At 55.8% G+C, this 17438-nt stretch carries 17 protein-coding genes, 1 pseudogene and 1 riboswitch; of the genes and pseudogenes, 6 read left to right on the forward strand and 12 right to left on the reverse strand.

The window, feature by feature from the left end:
* Nucleotides 1–2: 2 nt before the first annotated feature.
* The 7 genes from ATH90_RS16520 to ATH90_RS16555 all read right to left on the reverse strand — a co-directional run bounded on the left by ATH90_RS16520 (nucleotide 3) and on the right by ATH90_RS16555 (nucleotide 8934).
* A complete protein-coding gene (locus ATH90_RS16520; RefSeq protein ID WP_034106636.1) occupies nucleotides 3–458 on the reverse strand; it encodes a VOC family protein in 456 nt (151 codons plus the stop codon).
* A 344-nt stretch (nucleotides 459–802) separates the two neighbouring features.
* Nucleotides 803–2065, reverse strand: a complete 1263-nt coding sequence (locus ATH90_RS16525; protein ID WP_098466811.1) for an ABC1 kinase family protein — start codon at nucleotides 2063–2065, stop codon at nucleotides 803–805.
* A 53-nt stretch (nucleotides 2066–2118) separates the two neighbouring features.
* Nucleotides 2119–2583, reverse strand: coding sequence for a DUF3429 domain-containing protein (locus ATH90_RS16530; protein WP_098466812.1), 465 nt, complete (start codon nucleotides 2581–2583; stop codon nucleotides 2119–2121).
* Nucleotides 2584–2708: 125 nt separating this feature from the next.
* Entirely contained in the window at nucleotides 2709–4040 is a 1332-nt protein-coding gene (locus ATH90_RS16535) for a voltage-gated chloride channel family protein (RefSeq protein ID WP_098466813.1), read from the reverse strand.
* Between the two features lie 80 nt (nucleotides 4041–4120).
* A riboswitch (Fluoride riboswitch) is annotated at nucleotides 4121–4193 on the reverse strand.
* Nucleotides 4194–4677: 484 nt separating this feature from the next.
* Nucleotides 4678–5283 carry a hypothetical protein gene (locus ATH90_RS29615; RefSeq protein WP_236296392.1) on the reverse strand — a complete coding sequence of 202 codons (606 nt, stop codon included), beginning with the start codon at nucleotides 5281–5283 and terminating at the stop codon, nucleotides 4678–4680.
* Between the two features lie 669 nt (nucleotides 5284–5952).
* Nucleotides 5953–7608, reverse strand: a complete 1656-nt coding sequence (locus ATH90_RS16545; protein ID WP_098466814.1) for a methyl-accepting chemotaxis protein — start codon at nucleotides 7606–7608, stop codon at nucleotides 5953–5955.
* Between the two features lie 882 nt (nucleotides 7609–8490).
* Nucleotides 8491–8934, reverse strand: a complete 444-nt coding sequence (locus tag ATH90_RS16555; RefSeq protein WP_098466815.1) for a GNAT family N-acetyltransferase — start codon at nucleotides 8932–8934, stop codon at nucleotides 8491–8493.
* A gap of 161 nt (nucleotides 8935–9095) precedes the next feature.
* On the opposite strand from ATH90_RS16555, the pseudogene ATH90_RS16560 reads away from it, so the two are divergent.
* A pseudogene (locus tag ATH90_RS16560) lies at nucleotides 9096–9953 on the forward strand (transposase); the annotation flags it as partial.
* A 239-nt stretch (nucleotides 9954–10192) separates the two neighbouring features.
* Nucleotides 10193–10525: a hypothetical protein gene (locus tag ATH90_RS16565; RefSeq protein WP_098466816.1), complete on the forward strand. Its 333-nt coding sequence runs from the start codon at nucleotides 10193–10195 to the stop codon at nucleotides 10523–10525.
* A 23-nt stretch (nucleotides 10526–10548) separates the two neighbouring features.
* Here ATH90_RS16565 and ATH90_RS16570 read toward each other — a convergent pair whose 3' ends face one another.
* On the reverse strand, nucleotides 10549–10983 hold the full coding sequence (locus tag ATH90_RS16570; protein ID WP_098466817.1) for an anti-virulence regulator CigR family protein: 435 nt from the start codon (nucleotides 10981–10983) through the stop codon (nucleotides 10549–10551).
* Nucleotides 10984–11109: 126 nt separating this feature from the next.
* Here ATH90_RS16570 and yejK point away from each other — a divergent pair, with 126 nt between their 5' ends.
* Nucleotides 11110–12117: a nucleoid-associated protein YejK gene (gene yejK / locus ATH90_RS16575; protein WP_098466818.1), complete on the forward strand. Its 1008-nt coding sequence runs from the start codon at nucleotides 11110–11112 to the stop codon at nucleotides 12115–12117.
* A 10-nt stretch (nucleotides 12118–12127) separates the two neighbouring features.
* On the opposite strand, the gene ATH90_RS16580 is transcribed toward yejK, so the two are convergent.
* Nucleotides 12128–12343 carry a hypothetical protein gene (locus ATH90_RS16580; protein ID WP_098466819.1) on the reverse strand — a complete coding sequence of 72 codons (216 nt, stop codon included), beginning with the start codon at nucleotides 12341–12343 and terminating at the stop codon, nucleotides 12128–12130.
* Nucleotides 12344–12521: 178 nt separating this feature from the next.
* On the reverse strand, nucleotides 12522–13118 hold the full coding sequence (locus ATH90_RS16585; RefSeq protein ID WP_098466820.1) for a hypothetical protein: 597 nt from the start codon (nucleotides 13116–13118) through the stop codon (nucleotides 12522–12524).
* 54 nt (nucleotides 13119–13172) lie between these two features.
* Here ATH90_RS16585 and ATH90_RS16590 point away from each other — a divergent pair, with 54 nt between their 5' ends.
* On the forward strand, nucleotides 13173–13964 hold the full coding sequence (locus ATH90_RS16590) for a hypothetical protein (protein WP_098466821.1): 792 nt from the start codon (nucleotides 13173–13175) through the stop codon (nucleotides 13962–13964).
* Here the strand turns inward: ATH90_RS16590 and ATH90_RS16595 are convergent.
* On the reverse strand, nucleotides 13931–15508 hold the full coding sequence (locus ATH90_RS16595; protein ID WP_098466822.1) for an HNH endonuclease: 1578 nt from the start codon (nucleotides 15506–15508) through the stop codon (nucleotides 13931–13933). The genes ATH90_RS16590 and ATH90_RS16595 overlap by 34 nt on opposite strands.
* A gap of 183 nt (nucleotides 15509–15691) precedes the next feature.
* Here ATH90_RS16595 and ATH90_RS16600 point away from each other — a divergent pair, with 183 nt between their 5' ends.
* Together ATH90_RS16600 and ATH90_RS16605 are read left to right on the forward strand one after the other, a co-directional pair.
* A complete protein-coding gene (locus ATH90_RS16600) occupies nucleotides 15692–16081 on the forward strand; it encodes a hypothetical protein (protein ID WP_098466823.1) in 390 nt (129 codons plus the stop codon).
* A complete protein-coding gene (locus ATH90_RS16605; RefSeq protein WP_098466824.1) occupies nucleotides 16078–16668 on the forward strand; it encodes an ASCH domain-containing protein in 591 nt (196 codons plus the stop codon). The genes ATH90_RS16600 and ATH90_RS16605 overlap by 4 nt, the downstream gene beginning before the upstream one ends.
* A gap of 363 nt (nucleotides 16669–17031) precedes the next feature.
* Here the strand turns inward: ATH90_RS16605 and ATH90_RS16610 are convergent, their stop codons facing one another.
* Nucleotides 17032–17367 (reverse strand): hypothetical protein, encoded by a 336-nt coding sequence (locus ATH90_RS16610; protein WP_098466825.1) that lies wholly within the window; start codon nucleotides 17365–17367, stop codon nucleotides 17032–17034.
* Nucleotides 17368–17438 lie beyond the last annotated feature (71 nt).

Consider the following 17438-nt stretch of genomic DNA (forward strand, 5'->3'; position numbering starts at 1 on the left):
ACTCAGGAAAATGCAGCCTGTACAAATGCCTCTAACGCCTTGTCTTCCAGGATTTCGATGGAGAAGTGCCCAAATCGCTTAGGCAACCAGATAATGCGTGTCCCGGACGGTGACTGCAGGTTCGCGCGGACCAAGGGCTTTCCGTTTTCGTCTTCTGGCTGAACACCGGCGAACATCAGGTCGTCGTAGGCCTTCTCGATATCCGGCGTCGAATAGCAGTGGCGATAAATCATCCCTTCTCCCGAGGAGTCTAATAGCTCCCTCAGGTTCCCCGCCAATGGCTGTACCAACATGAAACGCTCTTGACCGATCAGCGCTATCGCGTAGCGCACATGCAGGCCACCTCGTTCCCAAACGAGCGTTTTGGATATCCTGGCATTAAGTATCTGTGCGTAGTAAGCACAGGCTTCTTCGAGATTATTGACCAGTACATCGACGTGACTGAACTTCAGATCCATTGCCGCCTTCCTGTTGAGTCGGCGTCAATGTTAAGCCGCAGACGCTCAGAATTCCATGGACCTCATGAATCTATATTGTTGGTGTAGAAGTGCGCCAATTCGGCGATAAACCAGCGTTCAAACTGAGATAAGCGAGGCGCGGTCCATCGTTTGATGGCGAACAACAGTGACTGCCCGCTCCTGGCCGACAGCTGCCGCCCCTCAAAGCCTTTGTCGTGTACGCTGTCACATCGCTGTACGGCTGCTGCAAACCGCTTACCCCACTGGCTAGAAGGCACAGGAGTTGTCACAGAACGAAGCAGCGAGGAGTAAGCCTGCCGGGGTACTTTCCGCGCCGGAATCGCTCACATTACGTACGGCTCGAACAGGCGTCGCACGTCCACCCTCGCCTTCAGCTTCGCAGCCAACATGTACAAACCACCCACCTTGCGATGCAGAAACAGGACAGCTACCGGTGGCGTGTGCCAGAAGTCGCGATCGGCACCCAGTTGCCACCCTGCATCGCGCAAGCGTCCTGCGAGGTCGGATATTGCAAAGTCATAGGCGCCTTGATGCCGCAGTGGCTCACAGGCCTGGCAGATGAGGTCCGTCAGCAATAACCGATGCTTGGCCAGGGTTTCATGCTGAAAGTAGCCAACTTCCAGCGCGGCCTCGGTGATGGCGGCGCGGTCGTCACGCCAGCCTGCAACCAGCAGCCTCCGAAATGCCTCGGTGCCGTCACGGCTATAAAGGCGCGTGGCGCCGAAGTCGAGCAACACTATCTGCCCGGTTTCTTGCTGATAACGGTAATTGGCAAAGTTGGGGTCGGTCTGGACGCACTGAAACTCAAACACCTCGCGCAGAAGCAGGCCGAACAGCAATGTGATGACCCGGTCACGCTCTGCCTGTGGCGCATGTTCAAGGCTCTCCAATGGGCCGCCGTCGGCGAAGGACATCACCAGAATGTTCGGCGTACTGAACTCGGCATACCCACGCGGAACCAGAAAGTCCGGACTGTCGGCTAACAGTTGATGAAAGCGCCGCAAGTGCGTGGCTTCTTTCAGGTAATCCGCTTCATCTTGCAATTGACGCTTGGCCTCGTGGAGCAGCGGTACGACGTCCATACCGGGAGGCAGCAGCCCGGACATGCGCAGCAAAGTAGCGACGTTATCCACATCGCTGGAAATACTCTCGCGCACACCTGGATATTGCACTTTGATCGCCAGGCGTTGGCCGTCTTTGCCTTGCGCGGCATGAACCTGGCCGATGGATGCCGCCGCCAATGGTGTAAAGGAAAACCGATCGAAACGCCCTTCCCAGCCCTTACCCCAGCTCTCTTCAAGGACCGCTACCAACTGGCTCATGGGCATCGGATGCGCATCGGAACGCAGGCGGGCAAGAATGTCGCTAAGCTCGCTCGGTAATAAATCACCCGCATCCATTGATAACAACTGTCCGATCTTCATGGCCGCACCACGCAATTGCGACAATTGCTCGGCCACGCGCTGCGCATTACCCGGCGTCAACAGCAGGTCACTGAACACCGGACGTTTACCTTGAGACAACTGCCGTGCACCTTCGGCCAGCATGCCGCCCACCACGCCCGAGGCCAAACTGCCAAAACGCATCAGCCGCGACAAGCGACTGCCCGGCACTGCAGACGACCCGGGCAGGCGCGGTTTCACGAATGAATGGCTACAGCGATTGCGCCAACAAGCAGGCAAACGCAAGCCACAGTGGTCAGGCGCAACCGCATGGGCAGGTACCAGGCGGGCAGGCTCACAACCCGAACCAACTGTCGGTCCTGCCAGAAGTGGACGACAAATCCGACGATCAACAGCGAGCACCCCAACGGCACTGGTAGTAACGTGCTGAGCCAAGCGATAAGAGCCGGGATGACGCTCCATATAAACCGGTCGCGGCGCAATTGGGCACTCATGCTATGCACTGACATGGCAAAGCCCCAGTGCAAGGCGCCGATGAAGCTCAAGATGACAGCGCCATAATTGACCAGCGCCACAGCGCAAAACGGCCGATATTCTCGAGAAGTGAGGACGAGTAGCGCGAGACCAATAAACGGTAGCAAACCGCCATATCCCAGCAGGACGACATTCCTTGGCGGCGAGATCGAAGACGACACGTTCATTTCAATTTCTTCCAGTGCCCGATAGACAAGACTGTAGACCCAAAAGCTATGACCTGATGCCATTGCTTTGCAAATGGACAGTCCTGCCCTTGATTGATCGGTCGTTTTGGACCGCAAGCTGCCCCTCACTCTTGCACTTTCTGCTCGCTGGCGGATTCACTTTGAGCATGAAATTGCTTGATATCGGAGAGCCGGATTTCCTCCGGCAAAGGACGGTGATGCTTGCTGTGGCCGACGCGCTGGGCGTGATAGATCCCGGTATGTCCGGATACGAGGTAACTGGCGATACAGGCGATGGCTGCAAGCGGAGCAATTTCGGGCCCGAAGAGTTCCATGGCCATCACAATGGTTGCCAGTGGCGTATTAGCCGCGCCCGCGAAGACGGCGACAAAACCGATACCGGCCAGCATGGCGAAGGGAAGATGCAGCAGGGGCGCTAGCGCATTGCCCAATGTGGCGCCAATGTAAAACAGCGGAGTGACTTCGCCGCCCTTGAATCCACTGCCCAGGGAGACAACGGTGAACACCATCTTTCCAAACCAGTCCCAAGGAGCCATTGGCATTTGAAAGGATTGGACGATGCTCGGAATGCCCAGTCCGATATACGTATAGACGTCGACGTTATGGTCACGACCGAGCGCCCACACTGCGACTGCGATCAGCAGGCCGCCGGCGAAGGGTCTTAAGGGTGAATAGGTGATGAGCCGCTTAACCAACGCCCCGAGCGTGTGAGTCGCTGTCGCGAATAACAGGCCCGCAAGGCCGAAGACAATCCCAGCGGCGACCACAGCCATGACACTCCAGAGCTGTACCGGAACCACTTCGCCAATGACGTAATGCGTATGAACCACGCCCCAGGCTTGCCCCACCTGGTCAGCAACGATTGCCGCAACCACGCAAGGGAAAAGCGCGTCGTAACGCATACGTCCAATGGCCAATACTTCAAGTCCGAATAAAGCCCCGGCAAGAGGGGTGCCGAAGACGGACGCAAAGCCAGCGCTGATGCCGGCCATAAGAATCACCCGGCGATCCTCGCGACGCAGCCGGAAGACATGCGTCAGTTGATCGGCAAGGGCCCCGCCCATTTGCACCGCCGTACCCTCACGCCCAACAGATGCGCCAAAGAGGTGGGAAACCACCGTTCCGATAAGCACCATCGGAACCATGCGCAAGGGGACAACCTTTTTAGGATCGTGGATCTCATCGATGATCAGATTGTTTCCGGCATCAACGGGCTTGCCTATCAAGTGATACGCAAGTCCCACGGCAAAGCCAGCTACGGGCAGGAGCCAGATGACCCAGGGATGGGTCTCTCGCCACTGGGTGGCATGATCCAGGGAAAGCAGGAATAACGCAGAAGCAGAACCTGCCAAAAGCGCTACAAGACCTGCAAGCGCAAGCCATTTCGCTAGGTAGGGCAGTAAGTCGAGTTGTTCAGGTCGTCGAAATTTAGACATTTGGCCAGCCACAAAAAAGTAAGTGGGCCTGACCAAAAACGGATGCTGGGCGCGAACGCCTACAGACCTGGTTTGATCAGGTTTCTGTAGGCATCATCAGCTGCTACGGGCGCAGCGGTTGGTTAATGGAGGAATGCCATCTCCAATGGGCCGATCTTAGCCAGCCCTGGCGAAAATGTAAAATCTTGTTACAAAGCTAGCCAGTATGAGAAGGATGTCGAGCTCGGTGGCTTTTTTGCCGACGAAGCCCATCTTGAGGGGGGCGTCATGCAAACGGTTCATCGACGTGCCGGGCAGATCGTGAAGCCGATTCGCTGACCGCCATGTGCGGAGCGTGGCCCAAACCGCCTGAAATGGTGCGCAAACGATCAAAGGTGCGAGTGATGGCTGAACCAACCCGCAGAAATGCAAAAGCCCCGCTAAGGCGGGGCTTTCGTTTGAATCTTGGCGGTAGACCGGGGATTCGGACCCTGGAGACGCTTTTAACGTCCTCCGGCTTTCAAGGCCACTATGCAACTGCCCGCAGGCCGTGGCCTTGAATCCTCATCGATTCGCGCGAGGCGAGTATTTCACCAGAGAGGGAAGTCTTTTTCAGTGTCTCCCTCACGGGCAAAAGACTCACCCTAACGTGGAATCATTACTTGGCTTGGCGAAGCACGAGCTCCGACAAACGGGTCTTAACGCGGAAGCAGAACTCGCGAATCTGAAATTGATAAGCGGGCATGACCATATAGTTTAAATCAGGACCTAACGAGTCTTTGATTTCCATGTATTTAGCCGTCTTGGCTGCAATGGCTTGGTATTCCGCCTCGTATTTGTTGTACGACACTTTGTTGTAAACCTTCAGGACATCCAGCTCTTTACGGCATTGCTCAGCGCGGTTCTGGTTCAGGCTTGTCTCTGATTCTGACTGAACGGATTCCGGAGCGGCAGGGACGTGGGAATCAGCGCTGGCGTTCGCAGGGGCGGCCTCGTAGCGAACAGTCCAATTTTCTGGTGCCGGATGTGCGACTTCAGGGGGGGCTTCCTGGACAGCGGCAGGAGGTGGAGCCACGTTAGGTTTTTCTGGAGTTTTCGTCGCGCATCCCGAGAGGGCCAGTCCTACCACTACAACGATGCCACACATTTTATCCATCGGTTCCACCAAGAGGTCATTACGGTTGGCTGAGTCGTTAGGTTCTGGGTAAAAGTAATAACTCACTCTGATCGAGTGTAAATTTTCTACCAGACTCAAGGCGCTCAACCTCTCTTCCTTGAGTACGCAGATGGACGATAATAGTAAAAAAACAAAAAGATGACGAGTAAAAGCTCGCCCTAAAAGCCACAAATCTAATCGGATAATCAGTGGGGGACTACGCTGCGCCTGCACCCCAAGGGTGGCGCGTGTAAATTGCAGAGACGATGGGGATGGGTGCCGATGTGGACCAAGCGCAAGCGCCTTGAACCGATTGCCGTATAGGGACGGTCACCAAATAGGTTGACCGAAGGATTGGTGAGGACGCCAAGCCCTTCGAACCCGTCAAGGTTTCGGTCCTCCCTTGAGAAACCGTCTTACGCCATCAAACCCCAGAAACGCAAAAGCCCCGCTACTGCAGGGCTTTCGTTCGAGTCTTGGCGGGAAACCAGGGATTCGAACCCTGGAGACGCTATTAACGTCCGCCGGTTTTCAAGACTGCCGACTTAACAATACACATCGACAACAGCTTAGGTATTCATCGTTTCCGCACCAGAGCATTTTTTGATGCCCTAGCAAGCCGCATAGACCAAGGGGCGCATCAGGTTGCGGAAACGACTTCCCCCCTCCCCCGGCGTCCTGCCGACCGTACACAAACCACCAATAGCAGGGCGTCCTGCGCCTCACCGGGGGCCATTTCTGGCAGCAACGCGGCTCGCGATGAAACGGCAACAGACCCTAGAGCTGAAAGCGCGAGATGTTCTCTCGCAAAGTCACGCTGGTGCGTGCCAGTCCTTCGCTTTCCTGCTGAGCGCTGCGAAAGGCTGCAGCGGATTGCTCGGCGCTTTCGCTGACGGTCACGATGCCCCGGCTGATCTGCTCGGCAACGGTACTCTGCTGCTCGGCGGCAGCGGCGATTTGGTGGTTCATGCCGTTGATCCGCTCGATCATGGTTACGATCGTGCTCACCGCGTCACCGGCCTCGGAAACGCCGGACACCGACTGCGCACTGGAACGCTTGCAGCGTTCCATATGCTGCGAGGTCTCGTCGGCAATTTTCTGCAGACTGGCGATCAGCCCCTCAATCTCTGAGGTGGCCTTCTGGGTACGTTGTGCCAGGCTGCGCACCTCGTCGGCTACAACCGCGAAGCCGCGTCCGGCCTCGCCAGCACGGGCAGCTTCGATGGCTGCGTTGAGGGCCAGCAGGTTGGTCTGGTCGGCCACCGATTTGATGACTTCAAGCACGCCGCCGATATTGCCGGTTTCATGCTTCAGCCGGCCCATGGCCATGTTGGACTGTTCGATTGTCTCAGCCAGATCGCCGATCATGTTAACGGCATCTTTGGCCTTCTGCTGGCTGTACAGGGCCGCGCTATCGGCCTCGCTGGCAGCACTGGCGGCGGATTCGGCATTGCGCGCGACATCCTGCACGGTGGCGGCCATTTGGTGAACGGCGGTGACGATCTGCTCGACCTCGCACTGTGCCATGGCCACGCTTTCGGCGTTTCTGAGGCTCGATTGGCTAAGCTCCTGGCTGGATTCGGCCACGGTCTGTGAGGACAGGTTTATGCCCTTGGTCATGTCCCGCAGGTTCTCCTGCATGCTCAGGAGGGCAGCCATGATGCTGGCTTGTGGTGGCTCAATCGTGCGCTCGCTAACGCGCAAATCGCCCTTGGCAACCCGTTGGGCGAGCTGGTTGAGTTCACTCGGTTCGGCACCCAGCGCGCGCAGCAGGTTGCGGCTGATGGCGTAGCCCAATACCGCTGCTAGTAAGACGGCCAGCGCCGTAATGGCGAGCAGCAGGTTGCGTTGTGACAGATAGTGTGCGTCATTTTCGCTGACCTGCAGTTCTGCCTTCTGGTTGCTGTAGCGCAGGTATTCGCCAATTGCCTGGGTGAGCTCGGCCAGTAGTGGTGTGCACTGCTCGCTGACCATGCGCAGGGCCTCGTCGTCTTCACCCTTGAACAGGTGCTCGGCAATGGTGTGCGCTACCGGTTTGTAGCGGCTCTCGACCTGCTCGATGGTTGAGAACAGTTCACGTGCCTTGGGCGACACATCATCATGGTTATCGATTGCCTGGCGTAGCGCGGCGAGGCTGCTGGCCACCATTTGTTCGTTGACGGCAATCGCGCCCCGCTGCTGTCCTCTTGCGGTGACATTGCTGTTCAAGGCGATGTTACGCAGGGCAATCGCGCGCTGGGCGGCGGCGTCGTTCAGTGCGTTGACCAGGCGGGTGCGTGCATCAACGCCATTAACGTAGAGAAAAAAGTCTTTATTGCTGCTGGCCAGGGCGTACAGCGAGATAGCGGCGATCAGCAACATAAACGCGAGCAGGCTGGCATAGCCGGCATAGAGACTGGTACGTGTAGAGAGCCGGGGAGTGTGCGATGGCATGATGTACCTGCGTAATGAGAGGAGCAATTTAGGGACACCTGCAAGCGTATGTATCCGCCCTTGGTCCGCATCCTGCGCAGGTATTCTTTTGTTCGACGGCAACGAGTAGCGGCGTTATTTTTTGGCTAGCCGAAACCTGTACAAGTTTTATTTCTTGTACAACTCTTGTACAGCTATCTTGCCGTGATGTCGTCATGACATCACTCAATCCCGATGAACGGACAGCAACCTTCGATTTGTGGCAGGCGGGGGAAATAGAGGTTTGGCTATCGAGCTGACGACTGTTCGGCGGCGATACAGCCGAAGGCCATCGTGGGGCCGATAGAACCCTGCGAGCGCTGTAAAAATGCGTGGAGTTATTTCTGTACAGGTACGCGCTAATTGTGAGCATGCGCTGCGCTAGGGGCTGTTGCGGCTAAATCGCGAGCCGCGCGCTGCGAGAACTCGATGGGGTTGATTGCGCCACTTGCGGGACATTGATGCCGGCTGGTCGAGCATGAGACGGACTAGCGGATTTATCGACATGAACGTCCGATTGGTCGATTTTTCCAGCTTGTCAGACGCCAGTTATCTCCGTCCTGAATGACCGCTTCTGGCCGATTCTGTTGAAAAAGTCGGCTTCGAATTCCACGGTAGAAAAGCACGCGCCTGAGATTGAAATCTGAATTTTGGGCAGAGGGTTCAGGTCTTGGATTTCACGTAGCAGCGTGCAAAACAGGTGCTTTCACCCATCAGTATTCGAGCGTATTGGGAAAACCGACTTTTTCAACAGAATCGGCCAATAACAGACTGTCGCAACCGGCTTGAATCAACCCTCAGGCGCAGTTCAGGTCGGTGCTGTACAGATGAGTGAGCGTCATGCGTTGCCCCATGATTCTCTGGTCATTTGGTATATCGGTAGACCTTGGTTGTGCGCACCGAGAATCCCGCGCCCTCGTATAGACGATGAGCAGATTCACGATCTGGGTTGGATGTTAAATCGAGTGTTTTCGCACCGAGGTCACGGCTTTTATCTATTGCAGCTTGTATGAGTGCCTTGCCAACCCCTTGGCCGCGAGCATTAGCATCTACTACGACGTCTTCGATCCAAGCACGAATACCTGTGGGAATGCGAAAATGAATAAGAGTTAGCGCCCCCAAGATTCCGCCATCTGGTGCTTTCACCACCAACAAATCGGAGCACTCTGAATCCACAATCTGATTCAAATCCTCCATTTTCATCGCTTGAGCGTTTTTTGAAAGCTGCGGGAGAAGGCCATTCAAAGATCTCAGCAATACGGAATCGGTTTCTTGAACCACCTCGACAATAGCGGATTGGCTTGTCATTAGAGATCCTCAAGTGAAGGGGGGAAGCTTCGACGATTAATTCGACACACTACCCTATGTAGGCTGCGAATGGCCGCTTCTGGCCGATTCTGTTGAAAAAGTAGATCTGCTGCTCGGCCTTCGGCAAAATCAGGTCATCGGCCAGCGGGAGGATTCGCAGCATGATGGGACAATTGTCGAGCGGACAAGAGAGACTGTTTTACTCGTTCAACATTGAAGATCACATCCCAGCCAATCACCTCCTGCGCAGCATTGATCGATGCCTCGATCTAAGCGATCTGCGCCATTATCTCGCCGATTTTTATAGCCCAATCGGGCGTCCATCGATTGATCCCGAACTGATGATCCGCCTGTTGGTCGTGGGCTACTGCTACGGCATTCGTTCCGAACGTCGGTTGTGCGAAGAGGCTCATTTGAACCTGGCGTATCGCTGGTTCTGCCGTTTGAGTCTTGAAGACGAAGTCCCCAACCACTCTACGTTTTCCAAGAATCGGCACAGTCGTTTTCGTGACAGCTCACTGTTTCGCTGGCTGTTCAACGAGGTGCTGCGTCGGTGCATGGACGCGGGTCTGGTCAAGGGCGAAGGTTTTGCTGTGGACGCAAGTGTGATCAAGGCAGATGCCAGTCGGCAACGTGGCGTACCTGGCGATGATGAAATCAACTGGCGCGATCCGTCGCTCAGTACTCGCGCCGTTCGTGAGTACCTTGAAGCGCTGGATGAAGAGGCTTTGGCTGAAACACTACCGAAGCGCTTGTCGCTGACCGATCCCCTTGCGCGCTGGAAGGCAGCTCCAGGCGGCCCAGCGTTCTTCGCTTATTCGACCAATTACCTGATTGATGTCGAGCATGGTGTGATCATGGACGTGGAGCCAACGCCTGCCCATCGAACCGCCGAGGTCGAAAGCACCAAGACCAAGATTGAGCGGGTCGAAGAACAGTTCGCCATCAAGCCGGATCGGCTCATTGGCGATACCGCTTATGGAACCGCACCGATGCTGGCCTGGATGGTGGACGAAAAAGCGATGCTCTTTTCGCAGAGCGGATCAGGGCATTCATGGAGCTGGGTATCACCCGGCACCAGTGCTGCGGGAAGTTGGCGATCGGCAGCAAGGCTTTTGATCGGATCATCGCCGCTCACGGCATCAACTATCCAAAGTCTCGTCCAGGCGTCCACCGATGCGCCGCATAGCCCGCATCCAGCAACGCAAACGTCAAACCTGGCTCGCAGTCCCAGCCAGCGGAATAGAAGAGGTAGGCCATGGCCAAATCAGTACAGGAACGGTCGGCCAAGGCTGCGCAGAAGCGGCTGGCGGTCGCCGAGAAGGAATTGCGGCACAAAGTCAGGCCGGGCATCGAGCAGGCCATGGAGCGAATCCGGCTACGCGGCCAGGTGCCGATCATCAGCGAGGTCCTGCAGATCGCCATCATGAAGATGGACTTGATGGGCGACAGCGAACTGAGCGAATTCTTGCGTTATCCGCGCCACGAAATCGTGATTAGCGAAAACGTGGCGCGGGAATTTCACAATCAAAGCTTAAGCGAGCTGAGTCGCGACCCGGGCGACGAGATCATTGAACCGTTATCGCTTTAATCGAACGCCCCATTGAGCACTTCTTAAATTATGCCGGAGGCAATGGCTACCAGAATCAGATCAGTGCCCGCTTGTTGCCACTCGTAGCCGTCGTAATGGGGCAACCTGCCCAGCAACCGACCATCCAGCTTCTTGGCAATGCCAGGAGGAAGAGGTTTTCCTCTCGCTAGATTCTTTTGTATCCCGGGCGGCAGTGCAGGACCTGGGCGCCAATAGTCACGGTAGCCGCCGACCACGCCCAGCACACCGCCTCGGTCAATGCTGGGCCCGCGATTCAAATCGACTCCACTGGAACCTTTCCCCTTGTTGCCTTGGTTGCCATGGCCTTGGCCGCCTTGGGAGTTGCCTTTCCCATTTCCTTGGCCTTTACCGTTGCCAGGATCGGCTAAGGCCGTCACTGAGCCTACGGCCAAAGCAACACAGGTCACAGCGGCTACAAGCGAGCGAGATTTAAACATGACCGTCTTCTCCGAAAGGGAATATCCCTTGAAATGTAGACGATATTGCCAACTTTAGTTCCACATAACCCACCCTACTCGCTGCATCCGGTAACCGGAGGGCGGCGCTTATCCGGAGCAAACGAAATGCCTGTACGCCATAGCGTCATCCACAAAATCGACAAGAAACCAGACGGCAGCCCGGCCGTTCTGTTCCTGGGCGCATCCGAGCAGGTTGAAAGCCAGGCCCGCGACGACCTGATGAGCCAGCTCAACGAAAGCTACAACGCCACCACCGGCAAGGCCTGGGGGTTCTTCCACCAAGAGTCAGGCGCTTTCCCGTTCAGCGGCTGGCTCGGCAAGTACCTGGCCGGCGTCACCGACTTCCTGGCGTTCAGTGCCACGGCCGTCGAGCACCTGACCAAGCTTATGGAAGAGTCGAACCTCACCACCGGCGGGCACGCCCTCTTCTGCCACTACCAGCAAGGCCTGACCGATTACTTGGTCATCGCCCTGGTGCAGGAAACCGAAGCGGTGACGATGACCGAAGAGCTCGCACTGATGACGGTGAAGCGCCTGGACCTGGACCATATCCGTCTGGCTGCACGCATCAACATCAGCGAATGGCAGAACAACAAGCAGTCGAAGCAGTACATCTCGTACCTGAAGGGCAAGCAGGGCCGGCGGCTGAACGATTACTTCCGCGACTTCATCGGCTGCCAGGAGGGTGTCGACTGCCCAGGCGAAACCAGGACCCTGCTCAAGGCGTTCAGTGACTTTGTTGAAAGCGAGGATCTGCCAGAAGAGTCAGCCCGGGAAAAGACGCACACCCTGGTCAGCTACTCAATGGCCCAGGCCAAAATGGGCGAGCCAATCACCCTCGACGAGCTGTCTGGCCTGATCGACGAAGACCGGCCAAAAAACTTCTACGACTTCATCAAGGCGAAAGATTACGGGCTTTCCGAGACCCTGCCCCCGGACAAGAAGACGCTCAACAAATTCCGGCGTTTCACCGGACGGGCCGAGGGCATGTCGATCAGCTTCGAGGCGCACCTGCTGGGCGACAAGATCGAGTTCGACGAAGCCGGCGGCACGCTGACGTTACGCGGCCTTCCAACGCAACTGACCGAGCAACTCAAGCGCGCCAGCGCCTAAACCTCATGGCTTACGGCTTGAGCGTGAGAGCCGTCGCATGCGCGTCACTGATCTCCTTGCATGCCATGTCAACGTAGGGGTGGTCGACTCGGCGGTATGGGCTATGCCCCAGGATAAGCGCAGTGGCATGGTCCAAAAGATCCTTGGTGTTGATCCCCTTGCTTTCAGCAGCACCAATCACCGCGATCAGTGCTTGTTCCAATGCGATCTCACGCTCTTTGCTCATAACTGCTCCTTGATCCGGCTCCATGCCGGTCACCCGTAATACCCCATATCAACGAATCACGCCAGCCGGCTACGCAGACGCATGCTTGGAGACAATCTATGAGCATCCCTGCAAGTGCTTTGAGCGAAGAAGAGTGCCTGCTCTATGCCGCGCTTAATCCGGTCGCCTCCGTCCGCTGCTAGACAATCTCAACGGGGTACAAATAAGATCGCATTGTTTTAATAGCTTCCTTACACGCCTCAACGCTCGAATCCAGGTTAAGCTGGTTAAGGCCAGCGTTATAATCACCGCCAGCAACTACCTGTTCCCACAGCCCTTTAACGATGGAAGCGTTAAATCTTATCTCTACGAAAGCAGACGTGTGCTCTGGCATCTCAAACCTAAGTGCGTCAACTGCAGCAAGCATCAATTGGCAGTCAGACAATGTTGCTATTGCTCTTGGAAGCAGCTCCTTCGGGTCATACATCCCCCCTGAATGCGCGATACGGCTTATACGTTCGATCAAGCCAAAGCATATCTCGGCGATTCCAAATGCTTTAATTAAATATTGATCTTTCTCTTTGGCATCATCTTCTATTTTCTGGCGCCGTTGCTCTCCTGCAATGTATGTGGCGCCGATAATGGCGGCAATTGATCCTACTGCCTGAACCCAACTAGCAAGCTCACTGCTTCCTGGCTTCAAAAGAGCAATAGTAAAAATCAACGCGCAGACCAACAACACGTTCTGTACTGAAAGCCAGGGTTTCAACAGTCTTATCCCGCAATCGTTCAGCATCTTAAATCTCCACCGTGACTACCAACCGGCAAATATACCCGGCGAGGATCCCCTATGTCCGCACAACAACCCCGAATCGTCTGCCAATTCAGCTGCGGCGCTGCATCGGCGGTGTCAACCAAGCTGGCATTGGCACGGTACAGCACTACACACGACGTGCAGATCATCAACGCGTTCCTGGCCAACGAGCATGAAGACAACCGACGCTTCCTTCTGGACTGCCAAGAATGGTTCGGACAAAAAATCGTGGAACTGCGTGACGAGAAGTACGGCGCCGACATGATTCAGGTGTTCCGGCGCGAGCGATTCATGAAGGGCCGAAACGGCGCGCCGTGCACCAAGATATTGAAGCGTCGTCTGCTCGATGCTTGGAAGCAACCGGGCGACATAATGGTGTTCGGCTATACCGCCGAAGAAGTCGACCGCCTGGAAGACTTCCGCGAGCGCAACCCCGATCGCCCCGTCATCGCACCTCTGATAGACGCCGGCCTTGGTAAAGACGACTGCAAAGCGATGATAGAGCGCGCCGGTATCGAGCTGCCACTGATGTATCGCCTGGGTTACGACAACGCTAACTGCATCGGCTGCGTGAAAGGTGGCGAAGGCTATTTTCGGGCGATCCGCGAAGACTTCCCGGAGCAATTTGAAGAGCTTTGCCGTGTTCAGGATGAACTTGGCCCAGGCTCGTACCTGCATCGCGACCGCAAGACCAATATCCGATTCTCTCTACGTGCCCTTCCTCCTGGTAAACCCCGCCGAAACGAGGCGCTACCAGCTTGCTCTTTTTTTTGCGAGATGGCTGAAGCCGACTATCAACCGGGCGCTGCGGAAGTAATGTCGGGCTGAGTGTTAGCTGGAGTAGGGTGAACAATCTGAGCCTTTAATTTGCGATGCAGAACACGATGACAGTTGGCACACAGGCATCGCAATTGGTCTAGGGTTGTCTTGTGCTGCTCCCCCATATCTGCAACCTGGATCGCTTCATGATGAACTTCAATACAAGCCACCCCAAAATCGCCATACGCTTCGACAGGATCTGTTCCGCACTCCTCGCAGAATAGCCGACCATGCGTCTTGATAAATGAAGCTTTCTTGGCTTTAGAAAGACCCGGTGATCGTTCACGTTTCAGGTGGTACACCAGCTTGACTTGGCCCTCGGACCACTCCCTATCCTCGGTATCTATGGGTATTTCGAGCGTCTCGACTTGCTCACCTTTGGGGATGATTTTGTAACCCGCAGCTTCCAACAGCTCGAAACAGACGGTCCCCTTTCCCGCAATAAAATGCTTGGGCATCACCTTGAATCCCAACGCTTCTGTTGCAGCGAGACCGAAGACCTGCTTGGGAGCTAGTCTGGCATTCGCATCAACTAACAGGTCGTAGCCGATAGAGGGTCCAAAATCCTCTGCCAGCACACCTTGAAGGAGATATTGGACTGCTTTCCAAATGTACTCAGCAGTAACCTTACGTAACTCTTCCGCCGGCAAGCGAACATTGCCTGCCAGCCCAGTTCCGCCTACAGAAACTAAGGCTTGCGTTGCAATTACCGCTTCCAAATCAGGGGCGTCCAAGAAGCCAAAAATTACGTTACCCAATGCAACTGAAACGGCCGCCAGATAGCAACCCTGGTTACCGTTACCATTTGGCTGAAGAGGTGAATTTTTTTTCGGCAAAAGTTTTACGATTTTGTCGATGTTAGCTTTCGGCGAAATCGGACTAGTTAATGCGACCCAGTTGACCGACACCAACCACCCTGTAGCAGCCCAGCTTTCCCCAATCGTTCCAAATTCTTCAGGCTTCGGCGCTTCCGCGTAATTACTGATTGCTATGCCAACCGCTTTGATCAGGCCATCCGCGTAGGACACCACGACATCCCCCGGCTCCACCTGGGTCAAGTTGTCGTAAGTTTTGTTGCGGGCACCATTTTTACTGGTTTTCGGCGACCAAATGTAGCCACCTTCGAACTCAGCTTTAAAGGTCTGCTTATGGTTCACCCACCAAAATTTGTGCCGGGAGGTTACCGCGTCCTCAAAGTCTCGTAGGCGCGATGCCGAATGTTCTACCGCTTCTGGGGAAAAAAAATCAGGATGCCTAACTACAACGGCTTCAAAAGCGAAATCCTGTAAACCAAGGCCGACTAGAGCTCTGTAGCCCTGCGTTTCTGCTTCACGGGTAACCACTCTCTCGACGCCCGGAACAATCCCATGTTCTTTCAGCATCCTCCATGTATAAGCAGCTGGCTGCCGCTTCCCATGTTTCTGGAGCAGTGTTTGCTCGTACGACAGCACGGCAAGAATCGACTCGATCTCAGCCGATGAAGTTGCACCAAACTGCTCACGAGCGATGAGCTCTGCTTGTTGCTTCAGGGTTTCAAGCTTATGTGCGTCCATGTTTGCTCTCTCCGATGAGAAACAGAGTTTAAAGCAGATAGTGGCATTTCGACACACACACCTCTCAATACGTAATGCGCTAATCCTTACACGGTGCAATTGAAAAAATTCAGCGCTACGCACTGATCTACCCGCAATCCCTCCCCCTTCAAAGTCAGCCGCTATAGCGGCAAGGACGAAGTCATGCCCGAAGAAAACAAAGACGACCTGGCTGCAGCTGACCGCAAGCTACTCATTCAGGCCGCGCAATCCGCCCGCATCGATATCGAACCGTGCACCTGCAGCGATCCTAAGTGGCCTTTCCGGCTGGCTGGCAAGTCCGGTGTCCGTGGACACTGGAACCCGCTCATAAACGACGGGGATGCGCTGCGCTTGGTGGTGGTCATGGGCCGCATGGAGCGCCTGGGGGTGGCTATCCACATCGTCGAGCCGTTCGACGGCGACACCGGGCCTTACACCTGCGTGGACGCTGAGCGTTTCGGTGAGCACACCATCTACCACCACGCCGATCCGTTCGGGGCGACTCGCCGCGCGATCGTCGAAGCCGCAGCTGAAATCGGGAGACGTTCATGACGGTAATCAAAGAACGCCCCATCCTGTTCTCGGCGCCGATGGTGCGCGCCATCCCGGAAGGCCGGAAGACGGTCACCCGGCGGGCGGTGAAAGGCTCCGGCCTAAACTTCCTCGCCGACTTCACACCTGAATATGTCGCCCTGCCAGAGAATCGCTTCTGCCCGTACGGCAAGCCCGGCGACCGGCTGTGGGTGCGCGAGACATGGGCCCGTGTCGGCAATTGCGATCCTGGCTACCTGACATTCGGAGCAACCTATCCCGACTGCCTGCCGCCGGATCTGGAAAACATCCCGGCCGCCAGCGACATTCGCTGGAAACCCAGCATCCATATGTTCCGCCGTGACAGCCGCATCCTGCTGGAGATCACCGACGTGCGCGTCGAGCGGCTGCAGGACATCAGCCGAGCGGATATCCGCGCCGAAGGCCTTCAGTGCCCGCCAGAACTGGGCAGTGATGACGTGTCGCCGAATTACCGCGACTGGTACCCGGCAGCTTGGCGGGAATTGTGGGAATCGATCAACGGCGACGACAGCTGGACTGCCAACCCGTGGGTCTGGGTGGTCGAGTTCAAGCGGGTGACGCCATGATCGCCGCACCGCGAAGCGTACCGGACGCTGGCACCGGGATGCTGCCTATTCGCCTTCAACGGCATGGAGCGCCCGGCGAGGTGTATCCGTGCCCGACTCATACCGGCGACAGCTGCTCCTACTGCGGTGGCACTGGCATCCGCGCCATCTGCAACAAGACGGATTGCCATGAGCATGGGTGCCAAGGCGGTTGTTCGCGCAGCGCCGAGGACTATCGAACCCAGCAGCTGCACAAATCGCGAGAGGAGGCAAAGCCATGTTCGCCACCCTCTGGTTCGCCTACGTGTTCACTTGACTACGGAAGTCAACACCATCAAGAAGAGACCCTCAATGTCACGCAGACTTAAGCAAGTCTGAAGTGCGTCAACTCAGCAGTTTTTTTAGGGCCAGTAGATCGCTGAGAAGATATGAGCAGCCTATTACTAGGACGGCAGCTATACAAATGATAACGACCCCTGAGAAGCACAAATAAACAAAGCGCAAGTCGCCAAAGTCGTTTTTCTGATCCCCCCAGAGTACAACCTGGACAGAGCCGAACAGGCAACCGATGCCCAACAATACGACACTCATAGTTGCCGCCACCGACCAGGCAACTTGTCTGATATTCAAGTCATCGACCATCGCATTCGCAGTCAGTAACGACATCCCCGTAATTGAAGCCACAGAGCTAACAACGCTTAACACCTCAGACCACTTCATATCCGCTCCTTAGAATTTGGCTGCGGATGTTCGCATAAAACAAATGAAAACCCACCTTCTGCCGCCCAGCG

The sequence above is a fragment of the Pseudomonas lurida genome (genome assembly GCF_002563895.1).
Taxonomy (GTDB): domain Bacteria; phylum Pseudomonadota; class Gammaproteobacteria; order Pseudomonadales; family Pseudomonadaceae; genus Aquipseudomonas; species Aquipseudomonas lurida.